This window comes from Roseimaritima multifibrata, from assembly GCF_007741495.1.
GTDB classification, from domain to species: Bacteria; Planctomycetota; Planctomycetia; order Pirellulales; family Pirellulaceae; genus Roseimaritima; species Roseimaritima multifibrata.
The window spans coordinates 1,582,815-1,603,410 of sequence record NZ_CP036262.1 but is presented as its reverse complement, the minus strand read 5'-3'; the positions used below and the strand labels follow the sequence as shown (position 1 = coordinate 1,603,410).

1 protein-coding gene is annotated in these 20,596 nt (G+C 55.7%); it reads left to right on the top strand.

What is annotated here, in order from left to right; genetic code table 11:
- Window positions 1-125 precede the first annotated feature (125 nt).
- On the top strand, window positions 126-20,591 hold the full coding sequence (locus FF011L_RS05955) for a tandem-95 repeat protein (protein WP_145350753.1): 20,466 nt from the start codon (window positions 126-128) through the stop codon (window positions 20,589-20,591).
- The last annotated feature ends 5 nt before the right edge of the window (window positions 20,592-20,596 follow it).

Sequence of the window (20,596 nt, the reverse complement as noted above, 5' to 3'; positions counted from 1 at the left end):
CATTTACCAAACCGTTGCGTTTTATTCCTAAAACCGGTCCACTGATCGGTTTATGCTAAAGACCGCGGTTTGCGTTTTTCATCGCGTTTATTGCACACATTGTTCCCTCAGTAAGGTTTGCCAGCATGGCTCGTCGTCGCCCGACCCCCGCCAACAGTCGAGATAAACGCAACCGAATGAAAAGTAGCCTGCGCCAAAGGCGTCTGCTGCATCAATCTTTGGAAAAGCGGGAAATGCTGGCCGGGGATTTGGATTTGATTAGCGTTAATCCGAATGCCGACGCCATCTTCAGTCGCAGCAGCCCTAATTTGCTCGATTCAGGCCCGACGGAGCTGACTTTCCGATTTGGCGGTGGCAGTGATCTTCAGCCTGCCAGCTTGGATCAGGGGATTCGGATCTCTTATGCAGGCGACGACCAACAACTCGGCACCGCGGACGACCAAATCGTCCAGCCAGGGTGGCTGGGACTTGGCGAAACCGACACCGTCGTCGTCGCTCGATTTGCCCAGCCTCTCGAGGATGGTCGCTATCGGATCGAAGTTTTCGGAACCGACAATCCAGTCGCAGGGATGGAGGCGGTCCGCAACGTCGATGGCGATATTTTCCAGCCTCAAATTGCCGGAACCGATCGCGACACGCTTGATTTTGAATTAGAACTCGGGGCTCGTGTTCAGGGCGTTGTACCGCAACCCGTAATCCGAGATGCGAACGGGGACCTGCAGCATCAAACCGATACGATCCATGTTTATTTCGATGACAATGATCTGTTTGCCGGAGGGGGAACATCCACTCTTTCGGATCGACAGTTCTATCAGCTGATCCGCACCGAAGACACGGTCTCCAGCGGAGACGATACGGTCTTCCTTCCCGACAGTGTGAATGTTGTCGAATTCGAACAGCAGCTTGCCCCCAACCCCTCCGGGCCGGGAACCGTTCCAGTCCAGGTCCGCGTCAATCGCGTTGAACTGACTTTTTCAGGGGACATCAATGCGCTTGCCGGAAGCGGTGCATTCCGTCTTAAAGTCGGCTCCAGTGATCCATTGGGCCAAGCAAGCTCCCCTCTTCAACCGGCAATCATCCCGATTGTTGGAGATCCGGCCGATAGCGTTGCGACCAGCCAGCTGATTGCAACCCTGACCAACTCCACCGCAGTCACCCTCTCCAGCACGATTGCTGATATCGGGTTGCCATTTGATTATCCCGGAGGCGAGAGCGAACCGGGGCACCGCGATATCGAAGAGCAGTCGCACTACTTGGGTGGCGAAGGAGATGGAACCGCTGGGATCCAAACGCGTTACTTCAATTTCGCGTTGAATCGCTCGTACGGAACCAACGCCAGCGGGCAACCGTTGCAGACGTTGATCAACCCGGAACAGATGCAACGCATCCGTGAGATCTACGATATCTACGGGCAATTGCTGGGCGTCCAATTCGTGGAAACCGTCGATCAAGGAACCACAGTTGTCGTTGGCGACATGTTCCCCAACGGGGAGGTTAGTGGTCCCGGCGCCCCCTTCGGGGTCGCTGGTGCGGGTTTGGCAATCATGGACAGTGCCGAAACGTGGGACAACAGCTATGGAGGAGACTTTTTCCATACCGCAATTCACGAATTAGGGCACTCCAACGGCTTGGGGCACACCTACGAACAACCAGGCGGAACGGTTCAAGGGAACGAGACGCTTTATTCCGGTTCAAGCACCGAATGGGCCTTCCCCGGCGACGTCGATATCGTCCATGGTTTGAACCTCTATCGGCCCGACAATCGCGATGTCGACATGTATCGGCTGGATCTGCCTGCAGGCTCCTCCGGCGAACTGATTCTGGAAACGTTTGCCGAACGACGCCTCGGCGGCAGCCTGTTAAATTCGGAATTGGTCCTCTACAAACAGGTCGGCAGTGGCCCACTGGTGCAAGTCGCAGCCAATGACGACGCCTATGGTGACGATGCGGCATTGTCTGTTCAGTTACCCGCAGAAGATGAAAACACAGCCTATTTTGTTGGAGTCACGGCGCGAGGCAACGGGGACTTTGATCCACAGCGTGATGGCACGGGTTCAGGCGGAAGCAGCGAAGGAGCGTACGACCTGCTGGTCCGCTTTAAATCGAACACCGGTGCCACCATCACCGACGCGGCAGGAACCCCGATCGACGGCGACGGTGACGGGACTCCCGGCGGCGCGTTTGATTTCTGGTTCCAGACCGCCGACGCTGCCAACACCCTGTTCGTCGATGCTTCGGCACCCGTCGGAGTCAACGATGGTTCGACCGCCTCGCCGTTCCGCGAAATCGATCTCGCACTCTCAGCAGCCAGCGAAGGGGACATTGTTCGAATCGTCGGTAACGCCGGTGCGGATGGGATCGTTGGGTTGGCCGACGATAACTTTGCCGGCGCGGCCGACAATCTTTCTTATGTCATCGGTAAGGGGCTAAACAATTCGACCCTGAAAGACGGCAAGAACTTGATCGTGCCCAAGGGCGTCACCGTGATGGTCGATGCGGGTGTGATTCTAAAAATGGCGGACAGCCGGATTGCTGTTGGTAGCGGCAGCAACGGAGTCGACCTGAGTGGCGGTGCATTCCAAGTACTTGGTGTCCCGCACCTGCCTGTCTTTATGACCAGTTACAACGATTCCACGAAAGGACTTGAAAACAATCCGTTGAATGTCTCTCCTGGACAAGGCGACTGGGGAGGCATCGACATTCGCAACGGCGTCGACCGAGGCGAAGGTCGCACCGACCTGGAAAGGGAAGGGATCTTCGTAAACTATATTGCCGGTGCCGATCTTCGTTACGGTGGTGGCCTGGTCGAAGTGAATGGAACCAATCAGGCAATCGCGCCGATCCGGATGGATTCAGCACGTCCGACGATCCTGAACAACCTCTTTCACCAGAACTCCGGAGCCGCGTTAAGCGCCGACCCGTCCAGTTTTGAAGAAACCAACTTCACTTCGTCTCGCTATCAGAGCGATGAAGCGTTTGTCCCGGACTACGACCGTGTCGGGCCGCAGATCTATGCCAACACAATTCTTGACAACAGTATCAATGGGTTGTTAATCCGCATCGACACAGCGGCTGGCGGCGAGCGTGAACAATTAAACGTCGCCGGACGATTTGATGACACGGAAGTGACTCATATCCTGGGCGACAACTTAATCATCACCGGTAACCCAAGCGGCTCGGTGCAGCATACGCAACCGGCTCCGCCAACGACCGTTGCATTCGGCAATGTGGCCGCTCCAAGTGGCTCCGCGGGTCTGGCAGCTGGCACCTACCAGTACAAAATTTCCTACATCGACGCGTATGGTGTCGAATCCCTTCCCACCGATGCGACGGACGATTTTGTCTTGAACACCGCTGGAGAAGCTATCCGACTTACCGGACTTCCGACCGCCGGAAACGAAGTGGTACCCGCCGGTGGACAAACGCCAGCGGCCGAGGCTCCCTACGTGTCACGGCGGCTTTACCGTAGCGTTGATGGAAGCGGCGTCTTCGAATTGGTTGCGGAACTAAACCGTAGCTCGACAACCTATGTCGACGGACGGGCTACCCCCGATAACGTGACGCCATTCAACCCAGTGGGCGAATCCTACCGGGCTCGCCCCGATGCCCGCTTGGTCGTCGATCCAGGTATCGTGATCAAAGGAAGTGATGTTCGCATCGAAACCGGTTTTGGTGCGGATTTGATCGCGGAAGGTACCGAAGGTCGCCCTGTCATCTTCACCAGCCGTAGCGACGATCGCTACGGAGCTGGTGGAACGTTCGACACCGACCTGAATGGATTTACCGAGGGAGCTGCAGGCGATTGGGCGGGGATCTACTCCCGACCGTTTTCCAGAATTAGCCTCGATCACGCCGTCGTCGCCTACGCTGGCGGAACCTCATCGGTCAACGGGACAAGTGTCTCTTTTAGCGCGATCGAATTGCAGCAATCGTTTGCTCGTATCGCCAATACGACCTTCGAAGCGAACTCCGGTTTGGCACAAGGCGGGTCTCGCGTCGGCTTAGGGCCGCACGACAGTTCGGTTATTTTTGCGGTCGGGGCGCAACCCGCGATCCTGAACAACCGGTTCATTGACATGTCCGCGGGCACCGCCGCGATCAGCATCAACGTCAATTCATTGAACTCAACCGCCCTGGATGACTTCGGTCGGCAAACCGGCGAAGTCGATTTGATCGACCACCCACCAGGAAACGTTGGTCCGTTGGTCTTTGGTAACCAAATCGATGCGGGTGGACTTGCGGGGATGCGGGTACGAGCTGAAATGCTGACAACCGAATCGGTCTGGGATGACACCGATATTGTCCATATCGTGCAAGGCGACATCACCGCTCCTGACCTGCATACCTACGGCGGACTTCGCCTGCAAAGTCATCCTGAAGAGAGCTTAGTTGTCAAGTTTGGCGCCGGTGCCGAATTGATCGCAGGAGGTCGCCCTCTCGATATTGAAGATCGTGTCGGCGGCATTGTGCAAGTGATCGGTAGTCCTGGCTTTCCTGTTATCCTGACCAGCCTTGGTGACGATTCCGTCGGTGCCGGTCTGGACACCCAAGGTCAACCGACATTGGATACAAACGGAAATGGTTCCAGCGTGGGATCGCCTGGTGATTGGGGCGGAATTCTGTTTACCGAATTCACCCACGACCGCAATGTCGAAGTAATCACCGAGAAAGAGGGAGCGATTGGCGCTGCCGGCGATCTGAATGGCACCTCTGCAAACTCCCAAACCCTTGGACTGTTGGCAACCGGTGAAAAATCCGCGGATGAAAACCTGCGTCTCGGTTACACCATCCACGGAACCATCGCCTCTCCTGGTGATGTCGATGTTTACTCGTTCCTCGGCACCGCGGGAACTCCGGTTTGGATCGATGTCGATCGTACCGTCAATCGGCTTGATTCGGTCATCGAACTGATAGATGGGTCAGGAACCGTTATCGCGACTAGCGACAACAGCCACGATGAACAACTGCTTGGGGCACTGCCATTCGTGCAAGCGGGGGAAAACGCCCTGCCAATGCAGAAATCCCCGAGCGCTGTGCTAAACGGAAACGGTACCTATCGAGATTTCTACACGACCAATCCGGATGACGCGGGGATGCGTCTGATCCTGCCCGGCGTCGAAGGCAGCCAACAGCAGTACTTTGTGCGGATCACCGGTGCAGCCCAGTCGTCGGGCATCTACCAGATGCAGCTTCGCTTACAAGAAACCGATGAGTTTGCAGGTTCGACCGTTCGCTATGCCGACATTCGCTATGCCGACATCGGAATCAAAACCGAAGGGCTCCCCTCCCACTCGTTCCTTACGGGTGAAGGGAGCGTTACCAACGGGGCCATCGACCTTGGCAATATCGGCAACTCCGATCGCGCCGCGATCAGCGTCGCCGGCGACCTCACCGAAGGACGCACCTTCAATCAGTTCTCGTTCAAGGTGGAACGCGATTCGATTCAAAAACAGGCAGATCCTGTCAACCCGGACAACATCGATGCTGGTGAAGAGATCTTCACCTCTTTATCGATCGACGTCGATTTTGCCGACGGAGCCGGTCGTCCAGATACTTCCATCCTGCTGTACTATCGCGGAATCGACCCGAATGCCCCTGCCCAGTTAGTGATGATTGGAACCGACTCCAACATTGCTGGCGACCGCGGAGGCCCCGGTGAAGGAGCCGACCTGGATGACCAGACGCGTGGTTCGGTCGGCCAACGCGATCCGTTTTTGGGAACGGTTGAACTGCGTGGCGGTTTCTACGAATTGTTGGTTGTTAGCAATACACTGATCCCTACCGAGATGGACCAATACTTTGAGCCATCAACTTCCTACCCAAATTTCCGTTTAGAACCGATTTCCTCGGTCGTACGGATCGCTGAAGACCGTTTCAGCGACGCAACGGTCCGCCAGAGCACTGCCAGCGGTCCAATCAGCGTTGCCTTTGACGTCGTTAAAGAAGCGGGAACCGGGCAAACCAACACGACTCCCTACGCGCTTGGCGACGTCCCGTTGTTTATTGTTGGAAACTCCAACAATAACACTTCCAGACTTTATGCCAACAATGCTCAGATCGGTGTCACCGAAGCGATCATCGGCAATGACTTCTCAAGAGTCGGACCGATTGCCCTTCATCCAGCGGGTTACGTCTACGGGTATACAGGCGAAATATCGACTGGCGAAACCGACGCAAACACCTCCACCTTCTATCGGCTTGATGATGCAGGCAACGGAAGCCTTCAGACCTTCGGAAGTTCAGGCATCAGCACGTTTGAAACCTACCTCAACACTGCCACTCCGCCGGTTCGTGTTGTGGGAACTCCCGTCGGTACCGGCACGACTCGTAACGGCGACGGCATGCTGTTTTCCGGACTTGCCTACCGCGTAACGGGCGGCAACAACGACACGCTGCGTCTATACGGTGTTGCCAGCCGCGGGAACGGAACCGTCACGTTCCCTCAGCCAACCGGATATAACGCGGCCAGTAGTGACGCGCCTTTAGGTGAACAAGACGCCCCCGCACGGAATTACATCTACCGGCTAGACCCCACCACGGGTGCCGCCATCAGTGCGTCTAGCAGCGGCGACCGAACCGGAAATCGACGGGCCTCAGGTGCGGGCACGGATGCCGTTGAATTGGGGCGTGTGGCCCCCGACCTTCCCGGAATGCCTTCCCCCATCGTTGGTAGCGCTACATTCAAAGCAGACTACGAAGCCTATCTAGATGTCTTTGGCGATATTGTCGGCCTGACAGCGGTTGGAAATGACCTCTATGCAGTCACCGATACCGGGGCTTTGACCATCATCCGAAGTTCCCAGCTTGGCGACACCTCGGGCAACCGAAATGGTGACCGCCCGATCGGCGAATTCGTAGGGTTTGTCAGTGATGATATCGGTAATCCGATTGAATTTACCGCATTGACCACCGGGCCACGCAATGTGGCAGACGGCTATGACGGGAACGGCGAACGGTCATCCTTCCCTTATGCGGAAACACTCTTCGGAACCGATAGTTCAGGCAATCTGTTTACCTTTGACACGTCAGGAGTGCTGGAAAACAAAGTGGGCTTTGGCGAAACCAATGTCGCCACTGGTGTCAGCAGTATTAAAGGGATCGCGTTCAGCAACCTGGACGTTAACCTGTGGCATCAAACCAACAATCAGCAAGCTAGCGCTGCTGGCCATGGAACCTTGGCAACGGAGGACGGAGCCCGCCGCGCAGCGGACGGTCAGTACAGTTTGTACTTCGGCTATGACTCTGACATCAATGAAAGCTCTGAATGGGACGGGCAATACAATCCGACCGCACGAACCGCCAACGCCTACAATTTCGCCGGCGGAGCTCACGGGAGCGTACAAAGTCACTCCATCGATCTGTCGGATTATTCTGGGCAAGACGAACCGACGTTGTACTTCAACTACTTGCTGGAGACCGAGGACAAAGAAGCCATCCCGTTCGAAGCCGACCATGCACTCGACGCGCTTCGCGTTTATGTCAGTAGCGTCGACAATCCAGACTGGGTTCTGGTCGCCACCAACAACGGTGAAAAAGACGATGACTACTCTGAATTCAATGACTCGCTCGATGAATTCGACTTCCGCTACAACGGCTTTGTCGACGAAACCGTTGAATTTACCCAAGAGCTATTTGACGCAAATCAATGGCGACAGGCCCGCATCTCGCTAGCTCCATGGGCTGGCGACAGCGACGTTCGCATTCGCTACGAATTCGATTCCGCAGGTGAAGTCTCTCCTTATTCGATGGAAATGCGAGCCAATTCGCCTGACCGAATGCTCGACGAAAATAACCTGTCGTTCGTTCTTTCCCCGTCGACCGCAGTCTTAAAATACTTCGAGTTCGATTTTGGCCTGGTCCTTGATACTCCAAGTGGCTCCGCGATCGCGAACGGAGCCACAATCGAACTGACGCCTCGAGACAACGTGACGTTGCTTCCTACGGGCCCTGCGATCACTTACACGTTCCATGATCTAGACAGTGGAACTCCGGCACCGGTCAATGCGATTTCCTACCGAATAAGTGATTCAGCAGGAGCCGTCGCCGATGCGATCCGCCTGGCAATCCAGGCCGACTTCGGAATTTCCAACAGTGCTCAATCCGACGCTCGACTAGGCGTCGAATCGGTCAATCCTGGCGAGCACGTCAGTATCGTCACGTCAGCACTCCCTGCGGCAATGGTCGTGGAAGAGTTCGGCGTCAACAATTTCCTCGCCACCTCCATTCCCGTTTCCGTTGGAATGAATTCGGTCGAAATCCGTGACGCACTGCGTCAAGGTTTGGCCGCTGGCTTGAATCCTGCAGATCCAACCGCCCTTGATACCTATCAAGTATTTGGGGATACCGTCCGCACATTCGGATTGTCGGTTTCGGATGCCGGTCCACTGACAGTCTTTGGGGGAGAATACGCCAACGTTAATCTCCCTGGTGCTCATTCAGGTGTCTACCAAGGAATCGATAGCCAAGGTTTCGGCAGCAGCCAGACCGACTCGCTACGCGTCGCTGGCCGTCGCGGTGAAAACAACAATTTCAATGGCATCTTCATCGATGATGTGATCATTGGCTTTGCGGAACGTGGTGAAGTCGCTTTTAATGGACTAGTCAGCGAGCAACCTAACACGACCGGCAACCCCTACTTTGATCCCAAAATCATCTCCGGTGGCTTACAGCCAGGCGAAGTTGAAGAAGGTAAATTCCAGGTTGAAATTCGCTCATCGGCAGAATACGCAGTCGTTTCGGAATTCCCATTTAACTTCTACTTCCGAGACTTCGACACCAACGACTGGATCGGTCAAGCTACCGCTCTGTCATTCGAAACGATCGATGGCCCATCGCTCAGCGACGGGGATCGTTTCCAGTTGTCGGACGGCTGGAGAACCCTCACCTTTGAATTCGATGCCAATGATGCGGTTGGTTCCTCTACAGGAGTCCTCCCGGGCAACATTCGCGTTGGATTTTCACCGAACGACAGTGCAGCTCAGATCGCTGTTGCCGTCCGCGACGCGATTAACTCCAATTCAGTCCAGCAATCGTTTGGCGTCAGTGCATCCTCGCCCGGCGGTGAAACCGCCGGGGCCGTACTCGCCGATTGGATTATCTTGCAAGGCGATGCTTCCAGCGACCTGAATGGTGGCAGCAACTACACGCTGACCAAGGCAGATGGGACGATCGTTCCAGTAACTTCGGTCAATTACGGTGGTGTCGACACAATCGGCACCGATTCGGGCGATTCCAACCGCTTTCGTGATCAGGGACAGGTTCTCCTCCAAGGGAACCGCATCTCCTTCAGCGAATCGTTTGGTATCTTCGCTGACGCAGGTTCGCGTTCGACCGCCCTCGCACCGCTGGCCGGATCCGAGGCGCCCCACCCAGGATCGCCGCAAGCGTTCACGACGACCAATCCTGACAACCTTGCTCCCGGCGTCGTCATCGTCAATAACGTATTGTTCTCCAATGAGGACGGTGGAATCCGGATCAGCGGCGACAGCGGTACCGATACGGTTCAACCGTTTGCCCGGCTGGTTAACAACACGATCTATGGCACCCGGAACGGTGACAGCGGGATTCGAATCGATGAACGCGCCGCACCGACGCTGCTTAACAATGCTGTCACCAATTCGCGATACGGTATCGAAGTCGTCGGCACGACAGGACCGATCGAACAATTCGCGACGCTCTACTGGAACAACACCACCAACACCACCGGTATTGGCCAAGGGGCCGTACCGATCAGCGTCCCCTCCTCAGAAGCGGTCTTCTTTGATCCTAGCACCGGGAATTTCTATCCTGGTGAAGGCTCTCGTTTGATCGATAGTTCCAACGGCAGCACGGATGAACGAAGTTCGATTCGCGCTCTCAAGACCGCGTTGGGAATCTCTTTCTCCCCGATCCTTGCCCCTGCCGTTGATATCACAGGGCAACGCCGGATCGATGACGCGACGGTCAACAATACATCCGGCACCGGTGAAAACCTGTTTGTCGATCGCGGAGCTCAAGACCGCAGTGACTTTGACGGGCCGATTGCAACGCTCCAACAACCTTTGGATAACGACGCCGAAGGACGTGACCAAGACAGCAGCGAAACCTTCGTTCGCTTAATCGAAGGAACCCTCAACCAATTTATCATCCAACTGGATGAATCATCGGGAACAGGCCCCGACCCGGCTACCGTCATTAGTGAATCCCTAATCGTTACCGAAGATGGTCGACGATTGGTTGCGGGTGTCGACTATACGTTTGGTTATTCCACAACCAGCCGTAAGATTGTGCTCACCTCCTCCGCAGGAATCTGGCAACCGAATTCGGTCTATGAAATCACGCTGAACAACCGTGATCGATTGGTCTTGCAAACTCAGGACGGGGCATCGATCGCCGATGGTGATCAAATCACCATTACCGATTCCAATGGTGCTTCGGTACTGTTTGAATTCGACAGCGGGTATGTTCTACAACTCGACTCTTCGTTGGTGATGGATGTCACAACCGATATCGCCTCCTTCACCGATGGCAGCACGTTTTCGATTACCGCTCCCGACGGGACGGTTGGAACGTTTGAATTCAATCGTTTCGGGAACGTGTCAGGAAGCAATGTCGAAGTCGACCTACAAAGTGCGGTTTCAGCGGAAGACATCCGCGATGCTATTTTTGATGCGATCAACGAACCGACCGTAAGTGCAAGTCTCAATCTAGTTCCTGTTAAAGTTGGTGAATCCCAAATTCAACTGGGGACCGTTGAGGGTCACGTTGTCACCGAAAACCAAACAGGAATTGAGCTTTCCGGGACCGCTCGCGGTGTCAGCGATGGGGATCGATTCGCCTACACGACCGACATCGGAACCATTACCTTCGAATTCAAGGAAACAGGCTACGACGTCGCGGACCTTGACGCCGAAACCGACCAGGTTATCGAATTCAGTCGCAGTGATTCGGCAAGCGAGATAGGGCAAGCCATTGTGGATGCCGTTCGCGCCCAAGACCTCAGCTTGGCAACCGCTCGTGTGATTGAAGGGGAACGCGTTTACCTTGGCGGCCGTCCAATCGACCAACTGGACCTGCTGCAGGGCAGTTCGCTCTCCATCACGGGAACACCGGGGTTAACGTCCGGCTTAACGCTTACCGTTCCGGCAGCTGCCGACGGAGCAATCGCCGATGGTCATCGGTTCTCCGTCACCGTTAATGGCAACACGACATTCTTCCAAGTTTCCACCGATCCGCTGCGTAATTCTTCGGATCGTCTGGTCTTCGTGACCAGCTCCGCATCGGCGACGGCGATCGCAACCAAGATCGCTGAAGCAATCGATTCCGAGTACAGCGAACTGAACTCCACCGCCACTGACAATGTCATTCTGCTCGGGGAACCGAATGCAGAGATAACCCCGCTGACAAGTGTGTCCGTCGATGTTCTTGCCAGCGGATTAGTGAAGAGCGGAATCAATGGGGGCGCCATCTCGATCGCTTATATCCCGACGGTGGGCTATACCCCAGATGCGATTGCTGGCCAAGTCATGGGGGCGATCGCCCGCAGTGGATTAATCAGTACGTCCTTCGCTCCTGGTGGAGGCACCGTCTGGTTAACCGACACCACAGCAGTTGATTACTTCACGAACGAGACCATTGGGGCGATTAAAGACTTCGCCGGCAATGATTTAAAACCGAATCGAGCCAATGGGGAAACTCAATTCACGATCCTGATGCCGGGGGCCAAACTCGATTTTGGTGATGCCCCATCGGCTTACCCCACACTGACCGGCAACAACGGAGCTCGACATACGCTTAGCAACGACCGACTGCCTCGATTGGGAAGCGAAGTCGATGCTGACCTGGATGGGCTGCCAATCAATCAAGACGATCAGATCGATACGGTTTCCGTTCTAGCTGCCTCCCCCGCTAGTTTCACAACGTCGGCAGTCAACACCAGCCATTTGGATGTGACGGTAACGTCGACGCCTGTCGAAGGAGACACGCTTCAGATTGAAGTCGCTGGTTCGATCCTCCTGACCTTTGAATTGGTACGTGCTGGCAACAGCGCGGCATTTGGCAACATTCCCGTCCTGACGATTCCCGGCGAATCCGCCAACTCTCTTGCCGACCGCATGTCAGCAATTGTTGAAACCGAACTACAAAAGGCTGCCGATACCGCAGGCATCACGCTGCACACCGATGTGCGACGGGACACGACCGAGTTAGGGCGGTTCACCGTGGTTAGCGTCGATGACGAAGATGGAATTCGGATCTCCGACAACTTCCAAACTCCCAACAGCCCTAGCACCGTCGACGGTATTTTTGTCGACCGCGATGGAAACTTCCTGGGCTTCCTGAATCCTCTGGATCCACAGGGAACCGATATCTCCCTCTCGGTTCAAGGTACCGGGCTGCTGGATGCTTGGGTTGACTTCAACGGCGACGGCGACTGGGACGATCCAGGCGAACAGATCCTCCAAAATGTTGCCGTTCTAGATGGCGACAATCGCGTGCACGTACAGGTTCCCGCCGCAGCCGCCGAAGGACTACGCTGGGCTCGCTTCCGACTTTCCACAACCGGAAACCAGGCTCCAGAGGGAGTCGCCATCGGTGGCGAAGTGGAAGACTACCAAGTTCGTGTCGAACGAATCACTCCGCCAACAGCCGTGGATGATCAGTTCAGCCTGGACGAAGACGGCAGCATCACGGTCGCCGCAGATGGAGTTTTGGCAAACGATATTTTGACCAGCGATCTGGTCTTCGTCGTTGCAGAACTGATCGAAGAAGCGGAGTTCGGCACGGTATCGCTGAACGATGATGGCTCATTCATCTACGATGCAGCGGAAGGCTTCTACGGAACCGATACGTTCACCTATCGGATTTCTGGTGAACAACCGATCGGTGCAGCAGGCTCCCCTCACGTCATCGTACGCTCCGGCCAAATTGCGACCGTCACCATCACGGTCAATCCCGTGAACGATGTTCCTGTCGTGGCAGATACCAACCACAGCGTGCTGGAAGATGCACCGGCCGGACTGACCATCACCGCAGCACAACTGTTTGCCGGGGATCCGCTAGATCCCGCCGACGATGCAGTTCCTGGTGCGTTCAGCGTTTCGGTGGTGAGCCCCTACAACGAAGAAGATCAGCAATTGATCATCACCGGCATCAATAACGATGCTGCAATCCTGGATGCGGATGCAGCCCCACCAACATTGTTGGCCGATGGCGAGCACACCTTTACCAGCCTCCAAGGACAAACCATCACCGCAAGATTCAGCGGCGGAGCTCTTGTCGATCTGACCTACTTCCCAAGCGGCGATTACAACACAGATAACCCGCAAGGTGGCCTTGCAGAATTGTTCGATTCGTTCACCTTCACGGTCTACGATGACGGGGCTGTCCGTGACATCGATGGTTTATTCCGCGATCCCGCCTTGCGTCCGGAATATGCGATCGCCACCGCGACCATTTCGGTTACCCCGGTCAATGATCAACCCTTCATCCCAACTTCCGGTGCGGATGCGGTCGAGCAAGAAATTACGGTCCTAGAAGACTCACCTATCTACGATTTGCCTTGGACCGTGGTCAAACCGGGTCCCGATTCGGCAGTGGATGAAGCTGGGCAGACGGTCGCCTATGCGTTGACGTCGGTATCCGGGGATGCAACTGCCACGTTCACACAGCTACCAACCATCGATTCCAACGGCCGCCTCCACTTTGAATTGGCACCCAATCGCAATGGAACCATGGTCTTTGACGTGGTTCCAGAAGATAACGGCAATACCGACGCTGCGATTGGCGACGATGCCGTGGGCGATCCCGTTCGCCTGACGATTTCGATCACTGCAGTCAACGATGCCCCTGAATTCAGTGTCGCCTTCCCGACCTTCTCCGTCCTGGAACAGGACGACGATTCGATTGCGGTTAACCATCAATGGGCGACCGATGTTCGTCCTGGACCACTGACCGCCGTCGATGAACAGAGCCCTGCTCAGTCGGTGCAGTTTACGCTGGTGCCCGATGCGACCAACCCAGTCGGATTGTTCGCGGTAGCTCCAACGATCGCCCCCGACGGCACGTTGAATTTCACCCCGGCTGAAAATGCTGTCGGAACCGCTCTCTTTGTGGTCACCGCCGCAGACGGAGCCAATTCCGATCCTGCAATCCCAGCGAATCCACCAACGCCAGGGGACGAAGATACCTCAACACCTGTCACCCTGACGATTCACGTTCGTCCGGTAAACGACAAACCGCTCATCGACACCGAAGTCGCGGGAACGTCCGATCCGACGCCAGAAACCGACGACAACTGGTCGGTTTCCAGCACCGGCGAAATCACTTACACCCTGCGTGAAGACAACGTCGATGCCGGTGCTGCACCTGGCCAATATGCAATCAACGCGATTGGTATGGGCGGTCGAATCGGTCTGCTAGATGTCTTTAATGCAGGACCGTATCTAAACGCCGCACTCGACACCAACGAAGAAATAACCGACCCCGCGGGCGACCTTGGTGGCGGACAAGGCCTTCAAGTACTGGCCGTCGACACGACACTTCCAGCGGTTCCGTCTCCGACACTTTTCCCTGTCATGACGACACTTGGCGGACGAATTGATGCTGAATTTGATCCTGTAACCGGTTTCATTACCCGTTTGCTCTACACGCCTCCGACAGATCAAAACAGCATTACGGATGCGAATCCCGATTCCTTCACATATACCGTCGGTGACAACGGACAAACCTGGGATCTTCCTCCGGTACCGGGTGCGATCGGTGGCCTGCTCCCCGACCCGCAGATTCAAACCAACACGGTTTATCTGGTCCTGAACCCGATCAACGACGCTCCGATCTTTACCGTTCCCGGTTCGACGACCGACGTTAACGGAGACATCCAGTCGACCGTTGAACTGCTTGAACGGGACGACGAGAGCCAACCTTACTCGATCGTCTGGGCAGACCCTGTCCAGGTCGGTCCGACCACGGCGACCGATGAAACCGCGGACCAAACGCTGCAGTTCGAACTGGTCGAGCAAAGCGTCAGCCCAAGTGCACTGTTCGAAACCGCTCCGGTTATCAACCCGGACGGAACCTTGGTCTTTACACCTCGAATGGACGCCGTCGGTTCAGCCGTCTACGTTGTCACCGCCGTTGATACTGGCGACACCGATGCAACCAACCCAGCGAATCGCAATGTATCGGTTCCAGTCACCCTGACGATTCAGGTCCGCCCGGTTAACGACAATCCTGTAATCGATTCAAGTGTTGCGGGCACCTCGGACTTGACTCCCGAAGTGGACGATAACTGGTCGGTTTCCAACACCGGGGAAATCACCTTTACTCTACGTGAAGACAACGTGGACTCGACAGCCACCCCCGCTTCGTATGTGCTGGACGCCGTTGGCTCCGCGCGAATCGGATTGCTGGATGTCTTTAACGCAGGTCCTTACTTCAACGGCACGGACCTGAACGAAGAAGACGGTACGCTTGGTGGAAATCAACAACTTGAAATCCTCAGCTTTGATGGGACGACGACTCTTGGTGGAACCGTCTCTGCCATCATGTCAGGCGGAGTGATCGTGCAATTGCTGTACACCCCGCCAACCGACCTGAACAGCGTCACCGATCCGACAGCGGACTCCTTCACTTACACCGTGACGGATGACGGCAGGACTTGGGAATTGGCTCCCGGGGCCGACGACCTGACCGCAGACCCGCTGACCGCGACCAACACGGTTCACTTCATTCTGAACCCGATTAACGACGCTCCGATCTTTACCGTTCCCGGTTCGACGACCGACGTCAATGGAGACATCCAGTCGACCGTTGAACTGCTGGAACGCGACGACGAAAGCCAACCTTACTCGATCGTCTGGGCCGATCCTGTCCTGGTAGGGCCGACGACCGCGACCGACGAAATTGCAGACCAAACGCTGCAGTTCGAACTGGTCGAGCAAAGCGTCAGCCCAAGTGCATTGTTCGAAACCGCTCCGGTTATCAACCCGGACGGAACCTTGGTCTTTACACCTCGAATGGACGCCGTCGGTTCAGCCGTCTACGTTGTGACAGCGATCGATAGCGGCGACACCGATGCGACCAACCCGGCGAATCGCAACGTATCGGTTCCTGTCACCCTGACAATCCAGGTCCGACCGGTTAACGACAATCCAGTCATCGATTCAAGTGTTGCACCGTCGAACGGTGCCAACTTTGATCTCGACGATCAATGGGAAGTCACCGACACGGGTGAAATCATCTTCACTCTTCGTGAAGACAACGCTTCACCAATCACGGCCCTTCCTGGGCAATACGTCATCGATGCGAACGGATCGTTTGCACGCATCGGGTTGTTGGATGTCTTCAACGCTGGTCCGTACTTCAACGGCACCGACCTTAATGAAGAAGACACCAACACATTGGGTGGCAGCCAAACGCTCGAAATCGTCGACTTCGATGGGACGACGACTCTGGGCGGAACCGTTTCTGCCATCATGGTGGGCGGAGAGATAACGCAGTTGCTATACACGCCGCCGACCAATCTTAACAGCGTCACCAATCCGACAGCGGACTCCTTCACCTACACCGTTAGCGATAACGGCGAAACGTGGGAACTAGCTCCGGGTGCCGATGGCCTTGTCGGTGATCCTTTAGAAGCGACCAACACGGTTCACTTCATTCTGAACCCGATCAACGACGCTCCTCAGTTCACTGCGAATCCATCGGTCGCCGACGTCAATGGAAACATCCAGTCAACGATTGAGGTTCTTGAACGGGACGACAACTCGCCGTACTTGATTCAGTGGGCCAGCGGGTACCAGACCGGTCCTTCCTCGGCACTGGATGAACTAGCTGCACAAGGGCGATCCTTCAACGTCGTCCAAATGGCCAGTTCGCCAAACGACCTCTTGGTCGGAGATGTCGAAGTCAGCGACACCGGGATCCTCCAGTTCACTCCAGGTGTTGACCAAGTCGGCGAGGCCGTCTTTGTCATCACCTTAGTGGACGAGGGGAATTCCGTTCCTCCGAACGCAGCCGATCGCGACACCTCGATTCCTGTCACCCTGACGATTCAAATCCGTCCGGTCAACGATGCTCCACGAATCGATGCGTCTCTAACCAATTCGAACATCAACCTCGGACCTGACGAACAGTCTTCGGTAGATGGGCTGGGACAGATCACCTATGTCCTTCCCGAAGACAATTCGCAGGCAGTCCCCAATGCCGCGACTCCTTACGTCTTGAACGCAGAGGGAACCACCGGTGGCCTGATCGGATTGCTGGACGTCTTCAACGCTGGCCCGGATAACGAAGAAGATGCGACCACACTCGGTGGCAACCAAAAGCTTCGCATTTCGTCGTTTGATTTGCAAACTCGCCTCGGCGGGCAAATCGATGCCGAAACCGACGTTAACGGCAATATCATCCGCTTGCTCTACACGCCTCCGGAAAACACCAACAGTGATTTCTCGACGCCAGACTCGTTTACCTACCGAGTCCTGGACGATGGCCAAACGTGGCAGCTAGGCAGTGGCTTAAGCGATGACAACCAAGGCGAAGAAAACACCGTCTTCTTTGTCCTCAATCCGGTAAACGACGCTCCTGTCTTTGATGCAGCCTTCGATAGCTATACGGTTATCGAAGACCGTGTCACCGTCGAAGTAGCGGATTACGCTCGCTCGATCCTGGCCGGTCCGTTCTCGGCTCTGGATGAAATCGATGTGGTCAACGGGCAAGACATTGAATTTGTCGTGACCGCCGTGGACCAAGCCAAAGCCACTCTGCTGTTCGGTAGCACTCCACCTCAAGTCACCGACGACGGAACGCTGATCTTTACGCCAGCGGCCGATCAATACGGAACGACCGTCTTCGAAGTCACTCTCCGCGACTTCGGCCCGACAGATCCAAGTCGCGGCGACGAGTGGGTTTCGGAACCGGTCTTGTTGACGATCACGATCCAGCCTCAGAACGACGCTCCTCAGTTCGCCAATTCGCTTCCGGTTCAGTTTGAACTAAACGAAGACGGATCGATCGACATCCCGTACGAAGCCCTACCAGGCGAACCTCAAGGTTTGCTTGACAAATTCACTGTTGGACCAACTAACGAAGGCAGTTCGGAGGCTGGCCCTGGCGGCGGACAAACCCTTCGCTTGGCCGAACCGATTCCGGCCTCCACACCCGCTGGCGGAACGTTGACTCAGATCACCGATTCGCAAACCGGTCGCAAATTCCTTCGCTACCGACCGCAAGCCTTCTTCAACGGTACCGACTCCTTTGTCTATAGCGTTGCGGATAACGGATTCTCGGTTAGCGAAACAGGAATCACCACCTCCGACAGCAAACGGAACTTCTTCACCGTCGACCTGATCGTGAATGCGGTCAACAACAGCCCTGAATTCTCAGGAGCCGGAGACGTCTCGGTCGTTGAAGATGCCGGTGAAACGGATCCAAATGTTCCGGCCGACCAAATTGGTCTCTCCGTAATTCCTAGCTGGGCAACAAATATCCAACCGGGGCCCGCCGGAGCGGATGACGAAATTGAAAATGAGAGCGTGACGTTCGTCATCACCCCAGTCGATTCGCAAGTCGCTGAAGCGATCTTCGCCAAGGACGACCAGGGCAACCTGCTGGTCTCTGCAGATCCGGACGGCACCCTGCGATTCCAAACGTTGCCGAACATTTCCGGTACCGCACTGTTTACCGTCTATGCACAAGACGACAGTCAGGTGCCAGGCAACAACCGCAGTGAATCCAAGCAGTTCCGAATTACCGTTCAGGCGGTCAACGATCCGCCAACGTTCATCCCCGGTGATTCAGAAATCACGGTTTCTGAAGATAGCGGACCGTATGCAGAATCTTGGGCGACCGACATCTCCGCAGGTCCTGAGGCAGAAGATGTTACGCCTCCAAACGTACGCTTCGAAGCCTCGATCGCCGCAGCGGACATGGCACTGTTCCAGTCGCAACCTGAAATCGAAGACGACGGAACACTTCGTTTCACTCCCGCAGCAAACGCCAACGGAATCGTTCCCGTCACGATTCGAGCGATCGATTCGGAATCGGGCACAAGCGAAGCGGTCACGCTGGAAATCGTAATCACCGCGACCCCGGACGCTCCAGTCGCGGGCGATGACACCTTCAATGTCAACGAAGACGATGTTCAAACGCTGCTTGCAAGTGCAATCAAAGCGAATGACAACGATGCAGACATTGCATCGCCAGATGAATCGCTGGTCATTTCGCTCAAGAGCGGGACGACATTAAGCGGTGCGACCATTACTTTGGACGCCAACAACAACGTGGTTTACGACCCCAGCGGCTCCTTGCTTCTGCAAGCCCTTGCTCCGGGTGAAACCACCACGGACTCCTTTGTCTACACGTTGACCGATGACAACGGCACGGGACTGGTAAGCAACGAAGCCACGGTCAGCTTGGTTGTTTCAGGCATCAATGATGCCCCCATCCTGCGACCCGACAACCCTGACGTCCAGAGCACCGGAACGACAGTCATTCGGCCGCTTGACAATGACATCGACATCGATGGATCGATCGACCCAACTTCGTTGCAGATCACCCTGCAGCCTGCATTTGGATCGATCGAAGCCCAACCGGACGGCTCGCTGATCTACACCCCGTTTGCTGGTTTCCGTGGCACGGATACGATCCGTTATACGGTTGCCGACAACTTAGGACTTCGCTCGGGCACCGGACTGATCACGATCGCTTCGAATACCTCACCGATTGCGGTGAATGACCGTTCGGGAACATTCCGCGGTGAAGCGATCGATGTCGACGTCACCGCTAACGATTACGATCCAGACTTCGTCGAAGGGGTCGACACCGACCCCAACAAGTTCATCGACCCTGAATCGGTCGTGATTGTGACCGCTCCACGGTCCGGCCAAGCCGTCGTGCTTGGTAATGGTATTGTCCGCTACGTACCCAACGCAGGGTTCTCCGGAACGGACACGTTTACCTACCAAGTCTCCGACAATCTTGGACGCTCCAGCAACGTTGCAACGGTTCAGTTGCAAGTCGTCTCCAGTCGTTTGCAAAACCCAATCGACAATGTGGACGTCAACGATGACGGGGCGGTTTCCCCAGTCGATGCTCTCCAGATCATCAACTACCTAAACCGCCAGCGTCCAACGCAATTGAACACCGCAGGGGCCTGGGCAAGCGACAAAGCCTACAACCGAGGCGATGTGGTTCTGTACCAGCAACAGACCTGGGTTGCGAATCAAGATTCTCCTGCGGGAACCGAGCCGACCGTGGGCCAGCAATGGTTCACGGCCAGCCAACCGTTCTACGACGTCGACGGCAACCAACGCGTTGAGCCGCTTGATGCACTACGTGTCATCAACTACCTCAACCAGCAAAGTCGAACGGGTCGCAGCGGAGAAGCGGTTCCAGACATCGATCGCAGTGACCGTGCTCCGACGGAAGTCGTCTACGACGTGATTTACACAACGGTCCCATCGCCAAGCAAAGTCGTCGGAGCCCCAGCTCTTGAATTCGACAACGAAAGCGGCAGTGACGACGACCTGCTAGACCTTCTAGCAAGGGACAGCAGCGAAGCGACCGTCAACAGCGATGAAGACGTCCTCGACCAGCTCTGGCGAACCTTCGAATAGACGGA